Raw genomic sequence first — 14,511 nt, forward strand, 5'->3', positions numbered from 1 at the left:
TCCTGTTGCACAAGGGGAGCCAACCCACCCGCCAGAACAGACAGGAAAGTCACCATGACGAATCCATTCGATGACAAGTCCGCAACGTTCTCCGTCCTCGTCAACGACTATCAGCAGCACTCCCTCTGGCCGGCTTTCGCCGCCGTTCCGCAGGGCTGGGTCACCATGTTCGGCCCGGACAACCGTGAGGCCTGCCTCGACTACGTGTCCCGCACCTGGACGGACATGGCTCCGCGCAAGGTCGCCGAGCTCGCCGCCGCGCATTGATCCGGGTCGAGAACGTCACCAAGAGTTTCGGCAGCTTCAAAGCCCTGGACGGCCTTTCCCTGCACGCCCGGGAGGGGACCGTCCTGGGCCTGCTGGGACCCAACGGCTCCGGCAAAACCACCACGGTCAAAATCCTCACCACGCTGCTGTCCCCGGACGGCGGAGACGCGCGGGTGGCCGGGCACTCAGTGCTTTCTGACCCCGACCTGGTGCGCCGGAACCTGGGCTTGTCCGGCCAATACGCCGCTGTGGACGAGAAACTTACCGCCTTCGAAAACCTGCACATGGTGGGCAGGCTCTACGGGATGACCAGGCGCAACGCCTCGGCCCGGGCGAACGAACTGCTGGAAAACTTTCGGCTGACCGACGTCGCGGGCAAACGTTCCGGAACCTTTTCCGGCGGCATGCGCCGGCGGCTGGACCTTGCCGGCGCCATCGTGGCCCGGCCCAAAGTGGTGGTGCTGGATGAGCCCACCACCGGGCTGGATCCGCGCGGCCGGCTGGACACCTGGGACGTGGTGTCCCGCCTCGTGGCAGACGGCACCACAGTCCTGCTGACCACCCAGTACCTTGAGGAAGCGGACCGGCTGGCGGACCACATCGCCGTCATCAACCACGGCCGCGTCATTGCCGAGGGGACCGCCACGGAACTGAAGCAAAACGCCGGTTCGGAACGGATCGACGTCGTGATGCGCAACGCGGCGGACCTCACCGCTGCCGCCGCCGTGCTGGAGCAGGCGGCCGGACCGGGTTGCCGTCCCGAACTGGATTCGCAGAACCTGCGCGTCTCCGTCGCAGCCGTCGGTGGCCACCGTCTCCTGGTCCGGGTCCTCTCCGAACTTGACGCCCGCGCGCTGCCGGTGGAGGAAGCATCGTTGCGCCGTCCCACCCTGGACGATGTGTTCCTGCAGCTCACCGGCCACGCGGCCGCCGCGAAGGATGCGGCCGGGACCGAAACGGATGAAAACCAAGCGGCCGGGACCGAAGCGGCCGCCCGGACGGAAGGGGTGCCGGCATGAGCGCCATCACCGCAGCCGCCAGGGACAGTTCGGTCATTGCCCGGCGCAACCTCCTCAACGTTCTTCGCACACCCGGCGCGCTGGTCACAGGAATCGTGCAGCCCGTTATGTTTGTGCTGCTGCTGGGGTTCGTCTTCGGCGGCGCCCTGGGCGGGGACCAGTACCGCAGCTACCTGATCGGCGGCATCCTGGCGCAGACCCTGACCTTCAACGCGTCCTTTACGGCCGTGTATTTGGCCAAGGACCTGCAGCTGGGGCTGATTGACCGGTTCCGGTCCCTGCCGATGTCTCGCGTGGCCGTCATTCTGGGCCGCACCTCCTCGGACCTGTTCACTAGCGTGCTGTCCGTGATCGTGACGCTGATCTGCGGTCTGGCCATCGGCTGGCGGATCACCACCGGCCTGGCCCCGGCGCTGGCGGCCCTCGCGCTGCTGTTGCTGTTCGCCTTCGCCGTTTCGTGGATCGGGGCCGTGATTGCCCTGACCGCCCGGAGTGTTGAAGTGGCGCAGAGCCTGGGCCTCGTCTGGCTGTTTCCGGTTACGTTCGTTTCCGGCGCCTTTGTGTCCGTGACCTCGCTGCCCGGCCCGCTGCGCACCATCGCGGAATGGAACCCCGTCACCGCGGTGGCGACGGCCACGCGCGAGCTCTTCGGCAATCCTGCCCCGGCCGGCTTCGGTGTGCCGAGCGGCTGGCCCGCGGAGAATGCGGTGCTGTATTCGGTGCTGTGCAGTGTGGGCATCATTGCCGTCTTCGCCCCGCTGGCGATCGCCCAGTACCGGCGCATCAGCAAACGGTGACGGCCGACGACGGCGGTACAGGCTCCGGCGTCGGCGCCAGGTCCGACGTCGGCGGCGGCGCCCCGTTTAGTGTAAGCAGCGGTGCCCGGTCCGGCGCCGACAGCGACGCCCCGTCCGGCGTCGCCAATGGCGCGCGGTCCGGCATCGTATACCTCTGCGTCCCTTCAGGCGACCTTGAGGCGGCCTGCCCTGCCGAGGGCGGGCTGGCCGCCTACCTCTCCGCTGACGAGGTCGGCGCCGCTGGCCGCTTCACCCGGGCCAGCGACCGCCTTGACTACGCAGCCTCCCATGCTCTCTTCAGGCTGCTGGCCGCCTACCGTCTGGGCCTGCCACCGGCTGACGCTGCCAGCTTGGCCGTTGCCCGGCTCTGCTCCGGCTGCGGCAGCCCGGAGCACGGAAAACCGGGCGTGCCTGGCGTCAGCCTCAGCCTGTCCCGCAGCCACGGTGTGGTGATGGCGGCAGCCGCCCCGGCCGGGATGCCAGTGGGCGCCGATATTGAACTGGTTCCGGACACCCTGTTTAAGGCGTTCGACGACTACGTTGCATCCCCTGGCGAGCGTGCCGGGCTCCAGCACCGTGACGTGGACCCACGCCTGGCACTCTGGACGGCCAAGGAGGCTGTGCTCAAAGCCGCCGGGCTGGGCCTGGCCGTGGCTCCGGCCGCGGTGCACCTCGCGCCGGCCGGTGGCCCCCTGCTCCGGGCCGACTGCCCGGACGTTCCCCAGGTCGACGGGCTTTTGGCCACGGCGGTTCCGGCGCCGAAAGGGTACAAAGCGGCGGTCTCGGCCGGTTCGGGGTTCCCTCCGGTCCAGCTCGCCATGTCCGAGGTTTTCGGGTCCGAGGTGTTCGGGTCCGACGCGTTTGGCTCCGACGCGTTTGGCCCTGGCCGCAGCCCTAAATGACCTTGCCCCGGAGGACCTTGCGGGACTTCTTGCGTTCCTTCCGGTAGCTGGCTTCGGCCTCGGCCGCGAGCTGCACCTGCCGGGTATGAAGCGACACGTAGGCCGCCGCGACGTCCTCGGGCAGGTCCGGCGCCGCCGCCAGCTTGGCCAGCAGGTCCCGGGCCACCACGCTGTCATGGAAATCTCCAAGGACCTGCTGCTGGCGGTGCGCGGCCTTGGCGATCTTGGCGGCCCGCTTACCGTGCACCGGCGCTGCGGACTCCGCCACGTGCCGCAGCCGTTTAGCGTCCTTGCGCACGTCGTGAAGGGCTGTCTCGTGGTCCGCTCCCCGGCGTGCACGTTTGGCCGCCCTGGCTGCGCGCTGCAGCCGTTTGGCGGCCTTGGCCACCAGCTTGCCCGCCGCCTTACGGGCGGGGGCTGCACCTTCGGGCCGGACCGGCGGGTGGTCACGGAAGGCTTCCAGGTCATCCAGGAGCCGGAAGTACCGTTCGGACAGCAGTGCCTTCTGGAGTTTCCGGTAGGCGGTGTTCAATGTGTCGCCGAGTTCATCGTCCAGCCGGCCCTTCACTGCCGAGGCCAGTCCGGTCGGCAGTTCGGCCGTGTGCCCTAGCAGGCGAGCCAGCATCACTTCGGCGTCGCGCGGCGATCCCAGCACGCTGCCGAGCCACTTCAGTTCGTCCCTCAGCCGGCGCACAGCCACGGCGCTGTAGAGCCGGCGGTAGGCTGCGAGCGCGGAACGGGAACGGCGGGTGGCCGACCGCAGATCGTGCACAGCCTCCGGTTCCTCCAGGCGGACGCCGGGGTCAAGCGCCAGGATCTCGCGGATCTGAGCGCCCAGGTAGGCGGTCAGGAGATCCGACACCGGTCCCTTCTTGCCAGGACTTACAGGCGCGTCAGCTGCGCCCGGCTCCCGGGCAGGCAGCGCCAGGACTTTAGCCAGCTTGGAGCCGTGCTTCGCCGGGAGCGCCCCGGCGGCGGCCAGGATTTCCGCCGCCGCCGGGAACAGGTCAGCGCTGCCGTGCACCAGCTCGAGTTCCCATTCGCGCCACTGCCGGGTGCGGCCCGCACCGTCAGCCGCGCCGAGCAACTCTGCGCTCACGCGGTCATCGGCCAGGTCCGCCAGGTGGACTCCGTCCGCGCCGTATAACGGATAGGTGGTGCGCCGGGTTTCCAGCCGGACCACCGGGGCGGCATCCTCGCCGCGGAGGTATGCGAGCACGTGCGCCAATAGGCTGTCGGGAACGACGCCGGGCTGGCCCAGGGGGGCGTGCAGCTCACGGCGACGCTGGGGTTCCGAGCCGGAGCCGCCTGACGCGCCAGCGGCCCCGCCGCCGTCGCCGGACGGGGGGCCTTCCGCGGTCAGTTTCAGGTGCCAGCCGGCGTCCACTCCGCCGGTGCGTCGGCGAAGGGTGATATCGCGGGCGGCGAGCGTGTGACCTGCCGTGTCGAAGTACACCGCTTCCAGGGTGTCCACGTGGGGCTCCCCCACGCGGGCCACCCCGGGGATGTCCGCGAGCGCCGGCACCTCGGCGTCCGGACCGACGTCGTACTTCTTTTCGACCTCAACTGCCTGCGAAGCCATGACCGGCCGTCCTTCCATAGTGATGGGCGCCAGATCCAGCTGGACAAGTTCTTACGAGCCCGGGATTGAACTCTCGTGGCCCGAGTCTATGCCCGCAACATTAATAGCCGGGAGAGGTTCGCCACAGAACCCTAGACATCAAACGTCTAACGTCTAACGTTAAGGACATGACTGTTGCCCCTTCCGACACCCCGGCGCTGTCCGACGCGCCGCCCAAGCCGCGGACCGCCGTCGTGTTCGGCGTCATTGCGCTGGTGCTCATAGGGCTGAACCTGCGCGCGGGAATTGCGGCGGCGTCGGCCCTCCTCCACGATTTTCAGCAAGTCCTTGGCTACGGGCCGCTGGTGGCAGCGATCATTCCGTCCATCCCCACGCTTTGTTTTGCGGTGGCGGGGGCCGCGACGTCATGGCTGACTTCACGGCTGGGCGTCGAGAAGGCAATCCTGCTGGCGCTCGGATTCCTGGCCGGCGGGCTGCTGCTCCGGGGGATCCCGGCAACCGGCATGCTGGTCGCGGGCACCGTGGTGGGGATGTCCGGCCTGGCGGTCTGCAATGTGGCCATGCCGTCGTTCATCCGCGAGCACTTTGCCAACCGCACCTCAGCGATGACCGCGCTCTACACCGTCACCATGACCACCGGCGCCACCGTGACCGCGGTCGCCGTCGTCCCGCTGGCGTTGGCACTCGGCTCACCGTCCGCCGCGGTGGGCACGATCGGATTCCTGGCCGTGGCCGCGTTCCTGGGCTTCCTGCCCGTTGTCCTGCATGCGCACCGCAACAGCGTCCGGAACACTGCTGCCCGCATCTCGCCGTGGCCCCTGCTCCGCACCCGGAAGGGCCAGCTGCTCACTGCCCTCTTCGCTCTCCAGGCGCTGCTCGCGTACTCGCTTATCAGCTGGTTCCCGTCGATGTTGATCAACATGGGCATCAGCTCAGCCGACAGCGGCCTGATGTACGGGCTGATGCAGCTGGTCTCGGTGCCGGCCGGCATGGTGCTGATCGCCATCGGCTCGCGGCCCCGGATGCTCCGGCCGGCGCTGTATCTGGTCAGCACCACCATGGTGGCCGGCCTGGCAGCGCTGATGCTCCTGCCGGTGGGCCTGGCCGTCATCCCCACCGTCCTGCTTGGCTTCGGCCTGGGCATTTTCCCGCTGGTCATGGTGATGATCAGCCGGAGCGGGACGAGCACCGCCGAGACCACCGCCCTGTCCACCCTGGCTCAGTCCACCGGCTACCTGCTGGCCACGGCCGGCCCTTTCGGTGCCGGGCTGCTGTTCAGCGGTACCGGCGGCTGGACGCTTCCCCTCGCACTGCTGCTGGGCCTCGCCGTGGTCCAGGTTGGGGTGGCCCATCTGATCTCACGCGCCCCATTGTCCGGCCTGAAGAAGTAGGACGCCATGACCTTGAGCACCTCACACCGCCAGCCCCTCGCCGACGAAGTCACCGCCAAACTCCGGCAGATGATCCACTCCGGCGAGTGGCCCCTGGACCAGCGCATCCCCTCCGAACCGGAACTGATGCAGGGCCTGGGCGTCTCGCGCGGCACATTGCGCGAAGCCGTCAAGGCCCTGGCCCACAGCGGGATGCTGGAGGTCCGCCGCGGCGACGGCACCTACGTCCGCGCCACCAGCGAGATGTCCGGTGCCGCACGGCGGATGTACCAGGACCACACAGACGAACACATCCTCGAGGTCAGGCTCGGCCTGGACACGCAGGCGGCGCGCCTGGCTGCCCGTAATGCAACGCCCGACGACGTCGCCGTCCTGCGTGCCGTACTCGCCACCCGGGAAGTCGCCTGGCACGCCGGTGACTTCGAGGGTTGGGCCCGCGCGGACTGGGACTTCCACGCGCGCGTTGCCCAGGCGTCCGGGAACCCGCTGCTGCACGAGCTCTACGTCAGTTTCGGTGACGTGTTCCACCAGGACTTGCTCAAGCAGCAGCGCAAGGGCCGGTTGGACGGTCTCACGAATGAAGGCCATGGTGCCGTGGTGGACGCCATCGAGGCCCGCGACGCCGACGCCGCGGTGGCAAGCGTCAACCAGAACCTGAACACCTGCGCGGAGTGGCTGCGGGCGTAGGTCCTGCCCTGCGGTTTCGGCACTGACGGGGACATCAGTAGGCTTACTATCTGATGTAAGCAGTCAAGCCCCGGGTGCCATCCGCATCCTGGGTGCACGCCGATGACCAGGAGCTTCCATGTCGCGAGCAACCCACCAGACCCCCAGCGAAAAGACCCCGAGCGAAGCGACCCCAGCGACGCAGCCGACGCGGAAGCCGCCAGCCGCACTGTGGGCCGACGGGCTGGGAAGGGTGGGGATCCGCTCCGCCCAGATCCTGCTGATCCTGGCGGTGGCCGTGGTCTCCGTCTACGCCCTGATGCAGATCAAGCTTCTGGTCATTCCGGTTCTGATCGCATTGATTCTTGCCGCTGCCATCGGCCCGTTCGTCAACGTGCTCCGCCGCCGCGGCCTGCCGGGCGGCGCGGCCACGGGGCTGGCGTTTGTGGCACTCCTGCTCCTGCTGGCCGGCGTTGGTACGGTCATTTACTTCTCCGTCCGGAGCCAGTGGGCCGAGCTGGCACAGCAGGCCTCCTCGGGACTGGACGAGTTGGAGCAGTTCCTGCTCACCGGTCCGGTTCCGATCGACCGGGAGCAGCTGGACCAGGCACGCGAGGGGATCATCCAGTTCGCCACCAGCAGCCAGGTCCGCTCGGGCGCCATCACCGGGCTGTCCGTGGTGACGGAGTTCCTGGCCGGGAGCGCCCTGGTGGTGGTCATCCTGTTCTTCTTCCTCAAGGACGGCGCCAAAATCTGGAACTTCTTCCTGCGGCCCTTCAACGGGCAGCGGGAAGCGAAACTCCGCCGTGTGGGCAGCCGCACGCTCGAAGTGCTGGGCGGCTACGTCCGCGGCACCGCCATCGTGGCCCTGGTGGATGCCGTGGCCATCGGCGCGGCCCTCCTGATCCTTCAGGTTCCGCTGGCGTTCCCGCTGGCCATCATCATCTTTATGACAGCCTTCATCCCGCTGGTGGGAGCCACGGTTGCCGGCATCCTCGCAGCCCTGGTAGCCCTCGTGGCCAACGGTCCGGTGGTGGCGCTGATAGTGGTGGCCGTGGTGGTCGCGGTCAACCAGCTGGAGGGCGACCTGCTGCAGCCCATCGTGATGGGCAAGTCGCTCCAGCTCCACGCACTGGTGATCCTGATGGCACTGACTGCCGGCACGATCCTGGCCGGCATCATTGGTGCCGTCCTGTCCGTTCCCATCGCGGCCGTCATCTGGGCAGTCATTCAAGTGTGGACCGCTGAGGATCCCCACCTCGAGGACATGAATCCGGACCTCCCGCCGCCAAACAGCCAGCCCGTCTGATCTCCCCGATTTCGCCGCACCTTCAAAATCGACGCGCGTATTCCAAGGCGCACTGGAAATATCAGGTGCGCCAAGGAACCTGCGCGTCGCAGGCTGCTTTGCGCGTCGCAAGCCGCAAGGACAGCGCCCGACGGCGGTCCGGCACCTGGGCGCCGAACCGCCGTCGGGCGTTAATGCCGTTAGCTGCTGCCGGGGTTTCCGGGATTAGGAGCGGAGGCCCTGGAAGACGTTCTTGGGCCGCTGCATTTCACCGTGCTTGGCTCCGAGGATAATCACGGCAGCGGCGAAGGCGGGGATGGCCCACTGCAGGATCTTGAGCTGCTGCTGGGCCGACTGCAGTTCCTCGGACGCACCGGGATTCGGCTCAGTTGCCCCCCGCGCTCCCTCGTCCGCGAGCTTCTCCACCTTCTTGCCAAGGACGCCGGCGTACAGCGTCACGGCAGCCCCAGCCACGGTCACGGCCGTTTTGATCACCGTGTCCCGGGCCACGCCGTCCTGCTTCGCGATGCGTCCCTTGTTCTCCCAGGCGATTGCGAGGTCAGCCACGAGGTGCGAGGCGAACGCCGCCGTCTGGATCGGAGCCCATTTCATCCAGCCCGCGCTGGACAGACGGGTTCGTTCAGCTGGGTCCTTGGCGTCCGCAGCCGCGCCGTTCAACCCGATGGCGCCCATCAACGCGCCGCCGAACCACGCCGCAGCGCTCAGATCGTGAACGGACCGGGCAACAAGATTTCCTGCCATGATGTGGATTCCTAACGTCGAACTGGTTCCGAAATGCCGCTGGTGCGGCCTGTACTGGCCTGTCCCATAAGGGTCATGGACATGCCATGGTAAGCACACTTACCAATGTTACGAAACCCCGACTTGCACCGCGGTTGCGCGTAATATCGTCGCCATGGAAACAGGGACTTTGTTCGGCTGGGCATTCGGAGACCCCGCCCGGGAAGATGACGGCGCATACATGGCGGGCCTGAAGAAGGATGCCCTCGAGAACGCCAGGGAGACTGCTGAAGCCAAGGGCGTCACAGTGGTTGCCGGTTCCGAGGTTTGCACGGTTTTGAGCGCAAAGGACAGCCTGGTGGAGCTGGATCACGCTCCGGGCAAGCTGGTGGTCCGCTGCACGGTCCACGTTGAAGGCCCTGGCGCGGGAAAGCTGCACGCAGAAGGACCCATGAACGGTTAAAACATGGCAGACGGGGAATCCAGCATCAGTGAGGCGGCAGACGCCGTCGAGGAGGCGTCCGACACCAAGGCGCTGGACGTTGTGGCGCGCTCCGGATTCGCCGTGATGGCCCTGCTCCACATCATCGTTGGTGGGATTGCCATCGCCCTGGCCTTCGGTCAGCCGGGGCAGGCGGAAGCCACCGGTGCCATCGAGCACCTGGGCGCCAACCCGTGGGGACCGGCCGTGCTGTGGTCCTGCGTGGTGGCGTGCACCGGCCTGGCGTTGTGGCAGCTCAGTGAAGCCACCCTCCGCGCGCGGCATCTTGCCCGGGGGAAGCGGCTGGGGAAGCTGATCTCGTCCGGCTTCCTGGCCGTGGCGTACGGAAGCGTCGGGCTCAGCTTTGCCGGGTTTGCCGTTGGAATGCGCGGCGACTCCGGCGACACCACCCGAGACTTCAGCACCGCACTCCTGGACGCTCCACTCGGGCTGCCTGTACTGGTGGCTGTGGGCCTGACCACCATGGGCGTGGGCGTCTACTTTGTGGTCAAGGGGCTGCGGCGCGGGTTCAAGGAGGAACTCTTCCGCTTCGAGGGCACCCGCCGCGGCAGGCTTATCGACTCCTTGGGCGTCACCGGGCACGTGGCCAAGGGCATTGCGCTGAACCTGGCCGGGCTCCTGTTTGTGATCGCCGCCGGGAAGCAGAGCCCCGAGGAATCCACCGGGCTGGACGGCAGCCTGAAGGCGCTCCGCGACCATCCGTTCGGCCCGCACCTGCTCGTCGCGATCGGGGCGGGCTTCATCTGCTACGGCCTGTTCGCGCTGGTCCGGGCCCGGTTTGGCAGGATGTAACCATCAAGGGAAAGGAAAGCCATGTCAACCGTGAGCCAACTGTTCAACTCCCCTGCCGTTGACGTCTGGACGGTGATCGCCGACGGCTGGCTGTACTCGGGTTGGGTGGTGGGAGCATCCCGCATCCGGGCCGTCGACGCGCACTGGCCCGAGACCGGGTCCAGGCTGCACCACTCCGTGGGCGCCTGGCCGCTGGTGATCAACGACAGCACCAGGGTGGCCGCCGTCGAACCCGGCCGCTCCCTGGAACTCGTGGCGCGCGGCTGGCCGCTGGGCGAGGCCAAGGTGGTGATCACGCTGGAGGATCTGGGCACACAATGCCGCGTGTCCATCGCCGAGGACGCCATCCGGGGCCCGGGCAAGCTGGTCCCCAAGGTGCTGCGCGACGCCCTGATCGGCGCCCGGAACCGCGAAACCCTGGACCGGCTGGAACTCATGGCCGCCGGTGGGGCCGGGAGTTGAGCCGGGGTAGCGCCGCATTCTTCTAGCGGAACGCTGACACACCCGTGATGTGGTTTCCAAGGATCAGGGTGTGCACTTCGTCTGTTCCCTCGTAGGTGCGGACGGATTCGAGATTATTGGCATGCCGCAGCGGTGAATAGTCGAGGGTGATGCCATTGCCGCCAAGAATGGTCCGCGCCTCCCGGCAGATGGCAATGGCTTCGCGGACGTTGTTCAACTTCCCCACGGAGACCTGGACCGGTTCCAGTGCGCCCGCATCCTTCAGCCGGCCGGTGTGAATGGCCAGCAGCGTGCCCTTCTGGATTTCCAACAGCATGTTCACCAGCTTTTCCTGCGTAAGTTGGTAGCCGGCCAGCGGTTTGCCGAACTGCATTCGCTCCTTCGAGTAGCCCAATGCGACTTCGTAGGCATCGCGGGCAGCACCCATGGCGCCCCAGATAATTCCGTAGCGCGCCTCGTTGAGGCAGGAAAAAGGCCCCCTGAGTCCTTTGACTCCCGGCAGTATTGCCGTTCCCGGCAACCGGACGTCGTCGAGGGTGATGTCGCATTGGATCGAGGCCCGCATGGAGAGCTTCGATCCAATGGCGGTGGCGGTAAACCCGGGAGTGTCCGTGGGTACGATGAACCCGCGGATCCCGTCTTCGGTATTAGCCCAGATGACAGCAATCTGAGCCACGGACGCGAGGCCAATCCAGCGCTTTGCACCGTTGATGATCCATCCGCCGTGACCGTCCGGTCTGGCCACCGTAGCCATGCTGGAAGGATCCGAACCCGCACTGGGTTCGGTAAGTCCGAAGCAGCCGATCAGTTCACCGCGCGCCATCGGCGGCAGGTTCTCGTTCTTCTGTTCCTCGGATCCCCACTTGTGGATGGCGGTCATGGCCAGGGATCCCTGGACGCTGACGAAGGTTCGCAGACCGGAATCGCCGGCTTCCAGTTCCATCGCGGCGAGGCCGTATTCGACGGCGGTCCGGCCGGGACAGCCGTACCCTATCAGATGCATGCCCAGGACGCCGAGCTCTCCCAGCTCAGGTACAAGGTCCAGCGGAAAATGGGCTTCTTCGTACCAGGCGTTGATGTTGGGTCTGATGCGCTCTGCCACAAAACCGCGGACTTTGCGGCGGAGTGCCAGCTCGTCAGTGGTCAGCAAGCTGTCCAGGTTGAGGACGTCATCGTTCAGCATCGCGGTCGCAGCTGTGGTCACAGAATTCTCCTGGGATGGGGGCAGCCACCCGGTCGACTCCGGGTAGCCAGCGAGTGCTCACCACTGTGCCAGCCCAATTACTACAGATCCAATACTTAATGGGACATCAACTGATACCGCGAAGTCATGAATCGGGTGAGGAATCGGGTGTCGGCAGCACTTCTTCTGAGAGCCTGAGCACTTCGCGCAGCGCGGGACTGTTATTGTCTTTGCGCCAGGCCAGCCTCAGCTGAATGGGTTCCACGGGGTCGTCCAGCGGCAGAAACACCACCCCGGGGTACTGGAAATTATCCGGAACCGAGGAAACCGTCAGCGCCACTCCGATTTCTGCGCCCACAAGTGCCATCAGCGTCTGGGAATCCGGGGCCATCTGCACTATTGCCGGAGCGTAGCCGGCACCATTGGCAAGACGGTGCAGAAAGTCGTGCAGGATGGCTCCCGGATGCTGGGGCAGCGTGACAAAAGGCTGTCCCTCCAGGTCAGACATCAGCAGCGAAGTACGCTGGCTCAGCGGGTGCCCCTCATGCAGGGCAATGACCAGCCGCTCATTGGCCACAATGCGTGATTCCAGGGCTGCCGGAATGAAGTTCCACCGGCCGAGTCCGACTTCCATGGCGCCACTGATCACCTTGTCCATGGCCGGCAAAGCGAAATTTGAACTGTAGAGCTGAAACTCGATTCCGGGATGCGTCTCCCGGACGAGCTTGGCGAGTTTGCCAATCAAAACGTGCGATGAAACTCCTGCGAACGCCACCCGCACGCGTCCCGTTTCCCCCTTGCCCACGGATGCCACTGCCAGGGCGGATCGCCGGCAGGCATCCAGGATGTCCCGGGCAGGTGCCAGCAGCGCCTCGCCTGCTGCCGTCAAATGGACGGTCCGGGTGCTGCGGATAAAAAGCGGAGCCTTGAGCTCGTGCTCCAGCCGCTGGATTGCGCGGCTCAGGGGTGGCTGCGCCATGTGCAGCTTCGCTGCTGCTCTGCCAAAATGCAGCTCTTCGGCGACGGCCAGGAAGGCCCGGATTTGGTGTAATTCCACTGCCTGGCTAGCTCCGGGCCCGGCAAACGACATTGTTCATGTGCCCAACATACCGAACAGTCCGCCGTCGTCGTAATGACTCTGGGGTATCAATCCAACACCGAATATATATTGGACGTGTATCAATAGCCTTGCGAGGGTAGGTGACGTAGACCACACACCGGAGGAGACAGATGAAACAGCCGAGCACCTACCCAACGAGCCGCGAAGGTGCGGGCCTTGGCGGCCCGCGAAGCAGACGGGGAGTTGATGAGGTTTTCGGCCGCTCGGGTTCCGGTCCGCTCAGCGGGATCGTCATCGCGGATTTCAGCCGTGTACTGGCCGGCCCATACGCCACCATGCTCCTGGCAGACATGGGGGCCACAGTGATCAAAGTCGAGGGCCCGGACGGTGATGACACGCGCACCTACATGCCACCGGTACGCGATGGTGAAGCCACCTTCTTCCTGTCCGTAAACCGCAACAAGCACTCCATTGCCCTTGACCTGAAGGACCCCAAAGACCTTGAGGTTGCACGCGATCTGGTGAGGGCCTCGGATGTGATGATTGAAAACTTCAAGCCCGGCAATATGGAACGGCTTGGGCTGGACTATGACACGGCGGCGGAGCTGAACCCGGAGATCATCTACACCTCGATTACCGGCTTCGGTACTGGCGCCGGAGCCCACATCCCCGGCTACGACCTGCTGGTGCAGGCAGCCTCGGGCATGATGAGTCTCACCGGGGATCAGGACACTCAACCGTTTCGGGCGGGAGTGGCTCTCTTCGACGTCATCACGGGCCTGCACGCGGCCATCGGAATTCTGGGCGCCCTGCACCACAAGGACCAGACGGGCGAAGGCCAACTGGTGGAACTGAACCTCCTGAACTCCGCCCTTTCCGGCATGGTGAACCAGTCCGCGGCCTACGTCACTGGCGGCGTGGTGCCAACCCGGATGGGAAATGAACACCCCAGCATGTACCCATACGCCCCTATGCAGACCGGCGACGGCATGATCATCATTGCCACCGGCAATGACGCCCAGTTCGCGAGACTCTGTGCAGCGTTGGCAATGCCGAAAGTGGCCAGGGACCCCAAGTTCGCCAAGACGCTGCAGCGCAATGCCAACCGGGACGAGCTCCGCGACATACTCCACGGTCGGCTGGCCAGCCAGTCTGCCGATCAGTGGTTCACGCAGCTCTCCGAGGCAGGTCTGCCGTGCGCCCCCATTCAGGATGTCCGCGGCGGCATCGAATTTGCAGAGCGGCTCGGCCTGCAGCCAGTGGTTTTGGCGGGCACGGGATCGCGCAGGATTCCAACGGTCCGGCATCCAGTGGCATACTCCCGCACACCAGTTGACTATGAGCTGGCGCCGCCGGAGCTGAACAACGGCTCGGAACTGGTCCGCGGCTGGCTCCAGTCGCAGAAAGCCCTGGCCCATGCCTGAGCCGTTCCGAACCATGGTCTCCCCGCGCTGGTCCGACCAGGATCCCAACGGCCATGTCAACCATGCCGCCGTTGTCACACTACTGGAGGAATCGAGGATTCGCTGGCGATCGGGCATGCCGGGGCATCCGTGGACGGCGGGCGCTCCCACAGTGGTGGCAGCGCTCGAGCTGAACTACCGCAGACCCGTGATCCATGGCGAGGACCTGACCGTGGACCTTTGGGTTACCAGGATCGGTTCGTCTTCCTTCACCCTCAACAGCGAAGGTAGGCAAAACGGCCTCCTTGCTGTCGACGGACGTACGGTACTCGTTTCGGTCACCCCGGAAACCGGAGCTCCGCGGCCACTTGAGGAACCAGAACGGCGTTGGCTTGAAGACTTCCAGACGGAAGCTCACCAACATTCCACCCGCAATCCAATGGAGCAGATGTGATC

General features: G+C 66.1%; 16 protein-coding genes. 12 read left to right on the plus strand and 4 right to left on the minus strand.

The window, feature by feature from the left end; translation table 11 throughout:
* Positions 1 to 54 precede the first annotated feature (54 nt).
* From ACZY0Q_RS07520 to ACZY0Q_RS07535, 4 genes are read left to right on the plus strand one after another with little or no spacing between them, the layout of a single operon-like run.
* A complete protein-coding gene (locus tag ACZY0Q_RS07520) occupies positions 55 to 267 on the plus strand; it encodes an MbtH family protein (protein WP_111906740.1) in 213 nt (70 codons plus the stop codon).
* Positions 264 to 1,286 carry an ATP-binding cassette domain-containing protein gene (locus ACZY0Q_RS07525; protein WP_463915558.1) on the plus strand — a complete coding sequence of 341 codons (1,023 nt, stop codon included), beginning with the start codon at positions 264 to 266 and terminating at the stop codon, positions 1,284 to 1,286. The genes ACZY0Q_RS07520 and ACZY0Q_RS07525 overlap by 4 nt, the downstream gene beginning before the upstream one ends.
* On the plus strand, positions 1,283 to 2,083 hold the full coding sequence (locus ACZY0Q_RS07530; RefSeq protein ID WP_463915560.1) for an ABC transporter permease: 801 nt from the start codon (positions 1,283 to 1,285) through the stop codon (positions 2,081 to 2,083). The genes ACZY0Q_RS07525 and ACZY0Q_RS07530 overlap by 4 nt, the downstream gene beginning before the upstream one ends.
* Complete coding sequence (locus ACZY0Q_RS07535) at positions 2,080 to 2,985, plus strand: 4'-phosphopantetheinyl transferase family protein (RefSeq protein ID WP_463915562.1); 906 nt, start codon at positions 2,080 to 2,082, stop codon at positions 2,983 to 2,985. Before ACZY0Q_RS07530 ends, ACZY0Q_RS07535 begins: the two co-directional genes overlap by 4 nt.
* On the opposite strand, the gene ACZY0Q_RS07540 is transcribed toward ACZY0Q_RS07535, so the two are convergent.
* A complete protein-coding gene (locus ACZY0Q_RS07540; protein WP_463915565.1) occupies positions 2,978 to 4,567 on the minus strand; it encodes a CYTH and CHAD domain-containing protein in 1,590 nt (529 codons plus the stop codon). The two genes, ACZY0Q_RS07535 and ACZY0Q_RS07540, sit on opposite strands and share 8 nt — an antisense overlap.
* Before the next feature lie 167 nt (positions 4,568 to 4,734).
* Here ACZY0Q_RS07540 and ACZY0Q_RS07545 point away from each other — a divergent pair, with 167 nt between their 5' ends.
* The 3 genes from ACZY0Q_RS07545 to ACZY0Q_RS07555 all read left to right on the plus strand — a co-directional run bounded on the left by ACZY0Q_RS07545 (position 4,735) and on the right by ACZY0Q_RS07555 (position 7,933).
* Positions 4,735 to 5,958 carry an MFS transporter gene (locus ACZY0Q_RS07545; RefSeq protein ID WP_463915568.1) on the plus strand — a complete coding sequence of 408 codons (1,224 nt, stop codon included), beginning with the start codon at positions 4,735 to 4,737 and terminating at the stop codon, positions 5,956 to 5,958.
* Between the two features lie 6 nt (positions 5,959 to 5,964).
* On the plus strand, positions 5,965 to 6,645 hold the full coding sequence (locus ACZY0Q_RS07550) for a FadR/GntR family transcriptional regulator (RefSeq protein ID WP_463915571.1): 681 nt from the start codon (positions 5,965 to 5,967) through the stop codon (positions 6,643 to 6,645).
* A gap of 118 nt (positions 6,646 to 6,763) precedes the next feature.
* Positions 6,764 to 7,933: an AI-2E family transporter gene (locus ACZY0Q_RS07555; protein WP_463915573.1), complete on the plus strand. Its 1,170-nt coding sequence runs from the start codon at positions 6,764 to 6,766 to the stop codon at positions 7,931 to 7,933.
* Positions 7,934 to 8,137: 204 nt separating this feature from the next.
* Here the strand turns inward: ACZY0Q_RS07555 and ACZY0Q_RS07560 are convergent, their stop codons facing one another.
* A complete protein-coding gene (locus tag ACZY0Q_RS07560) occupies positions 8,138 to 8,674 on the minus strand; it encodes a hypothetical protein (protein ID WP_463915576.1) in 537 nt (178 codons plus the stop codon).
* Positions 8,675 to 8,828: 154 nt separating this feature from the next.
* On the opposite strand from ACZY0Q_RS07560, the gene ACZY0Q_RS07565 reads away from it, so the two are divergent.
* From ACZY0Q_RS07565 to ACZY0Q_RS07575, 3 genes are read left to right on the plus strand one after another with little or no spacing between them, the layout of a single operon-like run.
* Positions 8,829 to 9,116: a hypothetical protein gene (locus ACZY0Q_RS07565; protein ID WP_463915578.1), complete on the plus strand. Its 288-nt coding sequence runs from the start codon at positions 8,829 to 8,831 to the stop codon at positions 9,114 to 9,116.
* A 3-nt stretch (positions 9,117 to 9,119) separates the two neighbouring features.
* Positions 9,120 to 9,947, plus strand: a complete 828-nt coding sequence (locus ACZY0Q_RS07570) for a DUF1206 domain-containing protein (protein ID WP_463915581.1) — start codon at positions 9,120 to 9,122, stop codon at positions 9,945 to 9,947.
* A 21-nt stretch (positions 9,948 to 9,968) separates the two neighbouring features.
* Positions 9,969 to 10,409: an SRPBCC family protein gene (locus tag ACZY0Q_RS07575; RefSeq protein WP_463915582.1), complete on the plus strand. Its 441-nt coding sequence runs from the start codon at positions 9,969 to 9,971 to the stop codon at positions 10,407 to 10,409.
* Between the two features lie 22 nt (positions 10,410 to 10,431).
* On the opposite strand, the gene ACZY0Q_RS07580 is transcribed toward ACZY0Q_RS07575, so the two are convergent.
* Positions 10,432 to 11,592 (minus strand): acyl-CoA dehydrogenase family protein, encoded by a 1,161-nt coding sequence (locus ACZY0Q_RS07580; protein WP_463916277.1) that lies wholly within the window; start codon positions 11,590 to 11,592, stop codon positions 10,432 to 10,434.
* Positions 11,593 to 11,737: 145 nt separating this feature from the next.
* Entirely contained in the window at positions 11,738 to 12,649 is a 912-nt protein-coding gene (locus ACZY0Q_RS07585) for a LysR substrate-binding domain-containing protein (protein WP_463915584.1), read from the minus strand.
* A gap of 173 nt (positions 12,650 to 12,822) precedes the next feature.
* Here ACZY0Q_RS07585 and ACZY0Q_RS07590 point away from each other — a divergent pair, with 173 nt between their 5' ends.
* Complete coding sequence (locus ACZY0Q_RS07590; protein WP_463915587.1) at positions 12,823 to 14,076, plus strand: CaiB/BaiF CoA transferase family protein; 1,254 nt, start codon at positions 12,823 to 12,825, stop codon at positions 14,074 to 14,076.
* A complete protein-coding gene (locus ACZY0Q_RS07595; RefSeq protein ID WP_463915590.1) occupies positions 14,069 to 14,509 on the plus strand; it encodes an acyl-CoA thioesterase in 441 nt (146 codons plus the stop codon). The genes ACZY0Q_RS07590 and ACZY0Q_RS07595 overlap by 8 nt, the downstream gene beginning before the upstream one ends.
* The last annotated feature ends 2 nt before the right edge of the window (positions 14,510 to 14,511 follow it).

This window comes from Pseudarthrobacter lactosi, from assembly GCF_055412785.1.

What these genes read in the sequence shown, in the direction of transcription:
- ACZY0Q_RS07520 (WP_111906740.1), top strand. Translation starts at nt 55, where the DNA reads ATGACGAATCCATTCGATGACAAGTCCGCAACGTTCTCCGTCCTCGTC.
- ACZY0Q_RS07530 (WP_463915560.1), top strand. Translation starts at nt 1,283, where the DNA reads ATGAGCGCCATCACCGCAGCCGCCAGGGACAGTTCGGTCATTGCCCGG.
- ACZY0Q_RS07540 (WP_463915565.1), bottom strand. Translation starts at nt 4,567, where the DNA reads ATGGCTTCGCAGGCAGTTGAGGTCGAAAAGAAGTACGACGTCGGTCCG.
- ACZY0Q_RS07545 (WP_463915568.1), top strand. Translation starts at nt 4,735, where the DNA reads ATGACTGTTGCCCCTTCCGACACCCCGGCGCTGTCCGACGCGCCGCCC.
- ACZY0Q_RS07550 (WP_463915571.1), top strand. Translation starts at nt 5,965, where the DNA reads ATGACCTTGAGCACCTCACACCGCCAGCCCCTCGCCGACGAAGTCACC.
- ACZY0Q_RS07555 (WP_463915573.1), top strand. Translation starts at nt 6,764, where the DNA reads ATGTCGCGAGCAACCCACCAGACCCCCAGCGAAAAGACCCCGAGCGAA.
- ACZY0Q_RS07560 (WP_463915576.1), bottom strand. Translation starts at nt 8,674, where the DNA reads ATGGCAGGAAATCTTGTTGCCCGGTCCGTTCACGATCTGAGCGCTGCG.
- ACZY0Q_RS07565 (WP_463915578.1), top strand. Translation starts at nt 8,829, where the DNA reads ATGGAAACAGGGACTTTGTTCGGCTGGGCATTCGGAGACCCCGCCCGG.
- ACZY0Q_RS07570 (WP_463915581.1), top strand. Translation starts at nt 9,120, where the DNA reads ATGGCAGACGGGGAATCCAGCATCAGTGAGGCGGCAGACGCCGTCGAG.
- ACZY0Q_RS07575 (WP_463915582.1), top strand. Translation starts at nt 9,969, where the DNA reads ATGTCAACCGTGAGCCAACTGTTCAACTCCCCTGCCGTTGACGTCTGG.
- ACZY0Q_RS07580 (WP_463916277.1), bottom strand. Translation starts at nt 11,592, where the DNA reads ATGCTGAACGATGACGTCCTCAACCTGGACAGCTTGCTGACCACTGAC.
- ACZY0Q_RS07590 (WP_463915587.1), top strand. Translation starts at nt 12,823, where the DNA reads ATGAAACAGCCGAGCACCTACCCAACGAGCCGCGAAGGTGCGGGCCTT.
- ACZY0Q_RS07595 (WP_463915590.1), top strand. Translation starts at nt 14,069, where the DNA reads ATGCCTGAGCCGTTCCGAACCATGGTCTCCCCGCGCTGGTCCGACCAG.